The organism is uncultured Methanobrevibacter sp., assembly GCF_905235195.1.
Classification (GTDB): Archaea; Methanobacteriota; Methanobacteria; order Methanobacteriales; family Methanobacteriaceae; genus Methanarmilla.
The window spans coordinates 1-4866 of sequence record NZ_CAJOKH010000093.1 but is presented as its reverse complement, the minus strand read 5'-3'; the positions used below and the strand labels follow the sequence as shown (position 1 = coordinate 4866).

1 protein-coding gene is annotated in these 4866 nt (G+C 27.5%); it reads right to left on the bottom strand.

Annotated elements, in window-relative coordinates; translation table 11 throughout:
• Positions 1 to 203: 203 nt before the first annotated feature.
• Positions 204 to 4568: an ATP-binding cassette domain-containing protein gene (locus QZ146_RS08585; RefSeq protein ID WP_295723641.1), complete on the bottom strand. Its 4365-nt coding sequence runs from the start codon at positions 4566 to 4568 to the stop codon at positions 204 to 206.
• Positions 4569 to 4866: the final 298 nt, after the last annotated feature.

Below are 4866 nucleotides of genomic sequence, written 5' to 3'. Positions count from 1 at the left end.
GTTTATTATTTAAATTAATAAATATTTTAAACAAATAAAAAAAAAATTAAAAAATAATTATTAATTTTTACCTTATTAATTAATTAAAATAATTAAAAATAATTATTGAATAATTATTTTTTTAATTTATTATTTTTAGTTATTATTAATATAATACCTTAATCTAAGAATATATAAATTTTATGATTTATTCCTTTATTCCTTTACAAGGTTGATTTAGTATATAATTCATGGAATAAAGAATTTTCATCTTTTATTAAATTTGAAGGAGAGTCAAATTCCTTGACTTCTCCTGCATCTAAAACAAGAATTTTATCATAGTTAATAATAGTTTTAATTCTATGAGCTACAGTGATTACAGTGGAATTTTCAAGGACTAAATTTAAAGCTTTTTGTATTATTTGTTCAGTATTCATATCAATATTAGCAGTAGCTTCATCCATAACAACAATTTTACTTTTTCTAAGCAAGGCTCTAGCTATACAAACTAATTGCTTTTGACCAACGGATAAATTAGAACCTCCAGCTTCTATCATTTTATCCATTATTTTATCATCAGGCTCAGTATAATCGAATCCAATATCTTTTAATATTTGAATTATTTCCTCATTTTTAGATTGATTAAATGGATCAATATTATATTTTAAAGTACCTTCCATCAAACAAGGATCTTGTGGTATAATAGTAAGATTACTTCTCAATAGATCTAGACCAATCGTAGATATATCTGTATTATCAATAAATATTTGTCCTTCTGTTGCTTCTAAAATTCTAAACAAGCATAAACAAATAGTACTTTTTCCACTCCCGGTTCTACCACAAATACCCACTTTTTCACCTGGTTGTATATGGAAATTTATTTTTTTTAGGACAATTTCCGTTCCAGGACGATATCTTACACTAAAATCTTTAAATTCTATTTCACCATTTTGTGGCCAATGCTCTTCTCTTAATTTATCATCAACTTCTGGAATATAACTAGGCTCTTCTTGGACTATATGCATATATTTGCAGCATCTTTCCATGGATACCATATCGTTTTCCAAAAATGCACATCTGTTAAAAATACTACCTAAATACTCTTGTAATAATACACTATAAGTAAATACTATTGAGCAACTTTGAGCAGTGACATTTTCTTCATTCAATATAGTTCTTAGGACTAAATAAGTCAAATATATTATAGAAACAAATTTAAATTGTTCTTGGAACCAAATATTTGCACCTCTTGTTATTAAATTAATATTCAATGAATTATTAATTTTATCAAAATATTTTTCTTTATAAAAATTTTCTTCTTCAAAAGCTCTTATGGTAGGATTCCCTGGTAAAGTTTCACTTATAACATTTAATATTGGAGAACGTGAAATAGATGCAATTCTTGTTAAAGGTCTCGAACCACTAAGGAAAAATTTAGTAACATAATATCCTACAATAAATACTACAGGCATATATAATAAAGAATATTTGTCATAAATACCACATAAAACAAAAGAACCTATAACACTGAGTAAAGAAGTCAATAAATCACCTAAAGACCACATACTGAAATTCATATGATCTAAATCTTTTGATAACCTGTTATATATTTGACCTCTAGGGACAGTTTCATGGAAAAGATTTATTGGAGCTTTGATAAGCCTTTCCACCATATCTCTATGAACTGTCCTTCCTAATCTTATAACACCCCTAGTTAGCATAATAATTCTTAAGAACATAAAGAAAACAGATAAAAGACCTAAGCCTGAAAATATACTAAAGAAAATCCATTTATATTTTGGCTCCTCTTTACTTTTATTCTGATTTTTTTCTTGAGACCAGTAAGCTAACCATAAATCACTGCCTCCCTTATTTGCTTGCCATAAGCCCATTATAATTACAACAGTTATAATATAACAAATACCTCCCATATATCTAAAATAGTCCAAATAAACTGTATATTTTATTCCTCCTCTACTTTGTTCTTCTTCTGTGACTAATTTAACAATTTTTTCATCTTCTTTTTTTTTAATTATTTTATCATCTTTGTTATCTAATGAGGATTCATTTACGTCTCCACTTTTTGCTTTTGAAAATCCAATAGTTTTAGCCAATTCAGAATAAAATGGTTGTTCTTGGACTTCTTGATATGTTCCAGTCCATTCAATTCTACCAGATTTCATATAAATTATTCTATCCATATATTTTAAATAGCTCAAAGCATGAGTTACAACTACTGTTTTTCCTTTGAGATGATTTACTATACAATATTTCATTATTTTTTTACCTACATTTGCATCAAGAGCTGATATTGGATCATCGAATAAATATATATCTGGCTCATTGTATATCATACGAGCTAAGGAAACTCTTACTTTTTGCCCTCCAGATAAATTAACTCCTTTTTCTCCTATTTCAGTTAAATCCTTTCCTTCAAATGTTTCCAAATCTTCGTTTAATTGGCATAATTTTAAGACATTATTATATTTTTCTTCATCGAAGGGTTTAGAGAATAGTATATTATTACGAATTGTATCATTTTGAATCCAAGGTATTTGAGCAGCATACCCAACTTTACCGTTAATATGAACTCCATCACATTCTTTTGGATTTAATAATATTAACTCATTGATTAGAGCTTGTAATAAAGAAGATTTACCGCAGCCTACTTCACCCACAATTGCAACTAATTCTCCAGGCTTTACTTCTAAATTGATATTTTTTAAGGTTAAATCGTAGTCAACTCCTTTAGGAATAGGCACTTGTATTTTGCATCCGTCTCTTTCTATTTCTTTTCCTTCTTCATTTCCTTGATTATTTGGGTCTATTTTTTCTGGGTCTTTTTCATTTGGGTCTCCCATTCTTACAGTAGATCTTTGACTATCTGAATTTGTGATTATTTCATTTTTTATGTCTCCACCTTCTTTTCCCTTAGGCTTGAACCCTGGTCTTGGGGGAAATCCTTCTCCTCCTTCTGATGATCCAGGAAATCCTCCAAAGGGACCGCCACCAGGTGGACCTTTTTTACCTTTTTTGCCTGGAACAAACCATCTTGATTGTTTTTTTTTTTGTTTTACACCCCATGAAAAGTTTCCTCCACTAATTTTAATTGCATATTCTCCGCTTTCATCATAAGGTCCTTTATGAATTACGCTTCTATTTATATCTGGTTGTTTTAAGAAGTCTTCAATTCTTTTCAGTGAGACAGTTGTTTCCAAAATATTGTTAATTACACCAGGTAACATTCTCACTGGATTTTGAAGTTTGCTAAATATGGACAAGCCTATTAACATAGTACTAATATTAAAAGTATCATGAAATAGTTGATAGACACCTATAGTCACAATTGAAACTAAAGTAGGGCAAAGCCAATTAACAGCTTGGTTTAAATTAGTCATAACATATCTTTTTGCAGTATAATCCATTTCTACACTTCTTGATTCTAAAATTTTTCTTTTAAATTCATTTTCCCAATTATATAATTTTAATATTTTTATATTTTCTAAAGTTTCAGTTGTTACTTTCATACATATATCTTTTTTTCCCATCATTCTTTTTTGCCTTCTTCTGAAAGCTTTAGCAATAAAATAATTCATAACCATAAAAGTTAAAAGAATGGTTAAACCGGAAAGAAAAGTTAGACCAAAGAAATCAAATAATAAATAGATATAAGCAATAATCATAAGTGGAGCAACAAAAGCATTTGGTGCAATTGCAACTAAAAATGATAAACGCATTGAATCAATTTGAACAAAATTAATAATCTCTCCATGATTAGCTCTTTGAGTAAATCCAGAAGGTGCATAATTTAATATTTTATTATATATAAAGGTATTTAATTCATAACCGGCTCTGTTACCAAAATTGCTTTGTATCATTTGGGTGTGCAGGCCTAAAAAGGCAATAATAATTTGAGTCCCCAAGAACATACAACCTAAAACCCAGAGGGGAGCATCTATTGTAAAAGAGGAATCATTTTTCGTATCAGTTGTATTAAAATAATCTATAAATTGCTTAGTTATAATAACAGAAAAATAATCTAAACCAGCCTGCATACCACTTAAAAGCATTACCAAAGCTAAAGGACAAGCATTAGATCTAACGACGGTTCTAAATAATGCATAATTTTGATAATTTTTATAGCCAAGATCATCCCATATTCGATGCAAATTTTTTGAAAAAATTCTAGCATTATTACTAGGAGCAGGGGTACCTAAATCTGTTACCTTCAATCTATATTTTTTTGCCATTCTTAAAATTGAGAAAGCCCAATAAAAGATAAATCTATTAAAGATATTTGATTCTAAATATGGGTCATAGGTATATCTTTCAGCTGCAGGACATGTAATTCCTTCATCTTCTTTTACTTCTGGTGCATCGTCTTTGGAATATTTTTTTGATAAAAGTTTATCTTGCAAAAGTTTATTAGAATCTTCTTCAGATTCTTCTTCTTGCTTTCCGACTTCCAATTGATCAACTGGTTTTTCTTCATCTTTTTTAGTATCAATATCATCTATTTTTTCTTGGTTTGTATCCTTATCAATCAAAGGCTCTTCATTTGTATTTTCTTTATTTTCTGACTCTTTCATTTTTTATATAAAAATTATTAATAAATACTGTTTATATAAATATCTTGCAATAAAAATCAAAATATTGCATTATTATTTATAATTAATTTATTGTTTGTTTTAATTAGGAGAATTTTACAAAAAACACAATATATGCTTTTATTTATATGATTAAGGATAAAAAAATGTTCTTATTAAAATTGTATTATTTTAAATATTTTAAATTCAATTAAATATTTTTGTCATTAATTTCTGGTTAATTAATTTTTGGATTAATTTTTTAAATAATTAATAAATAATATAATATTAATTATTAATT